The 922-nt window shown below is 67.7% G+C and carries 1 pseudogene; it reads left to right on the forward strand.

Annotation, left to right across the window (positions count from 1 at the left end):
• Positions 1 to 111 precede the first annotated feature (111 nt).
• Positions 112 to 822, forward strand: a pseudogene (locus E8D38_RS27935) (IS110 family RNA-guided transposase); the annotation flags it as partial.
• Positions 823 to 922 lie beyond the last annotated feature (100 nt).

Genomic DNA, 922 nt, shown 5'->3' on the forward strand with positions numbered 1-922 from the left:
CTAACGAATGAAAGGGACTTCCCCGTCCGGAGCTAGCCGCGTAGCGGCAAACGGCAACGAGTGCCACGATGGGGTTGCGAATCTCATCAACTCACTCCGAAGGGGAAGTCCATGGCCATTGTCTTCGTCGGCATCGATCTCGCCAAGAACGTGTTTGCCGTGCACGGTGTGGATAACCACGGCAAGCCCGCGCTGGTTCGACCCAGCGTGCCGCGCGCGAAGCTGCACGCGCTGATCGCCTCGCTGCCGCCCTGCACCATCGGCATGGAGGCCTGCTCGGGCGCTCACCACTGGGCGCGACTGTTCGTCGCCTTGGGTCACCGCGTGCGCCTGATGGCGCCGAAGTTCGTCGCGCCCTACCGCCTGTCGGGCAAGCGCGGCAAGACCGATGCGGCCGACGCCGCGGCGATCTGCGAGGCGATGCAGCGCCCGGCCATGCGCTTCGTGCCCCTGAAGTCCGCCGAGCAGCAGGCGCTGCTCACGCTGCACCGCGTGCGCCAGGGCTTCATCGAGCAACGCACCGCGCTGATCAACCGCATGCGCGGCCTGCTGGCCGAGTTCGGCATCGTGCTGCCGCTGAAGGCCAGCACCGTGCGGCTTCAAGCCGGTGCTGCGCTCGAGGACCTGCCCGGCGCGGCCAACCTGGCCATCGGCGACTGCCTCAGTGAGCTGCATCGGCTCGACGAGCGCATTGCGCAGTACGACCGGCATCTGGCCGCCCAGGCCCGCGACGATGCACGCGCCCGGCAGCTGATGCAGCTGCGCGGCATCGGCGAAACCACCGCGACCGCCTTGGTGGCCAGCGTGGGCAATGCGCACGAGTGAGCCATCTCGCTCTCGGCGTAATCAGGCCAGTTGAGTGACCGCAGACGAGCATCTCGAAGGGTCTCAAGTATGGCTGGACTTGGGCGTAGCGCCAGCG

The sequence above is a fragment of the Methylibium rhizosphaerae genome (genome assembly GCF_006386545.1).
Classification (GTDB): Bacteria; Pseudomonadota; Gammaproteobacteria; order Burkholderiales; family Burkholderiaceae_C; genus Pseudorivibacter; species Pseudorivibacter rhizosphaerae.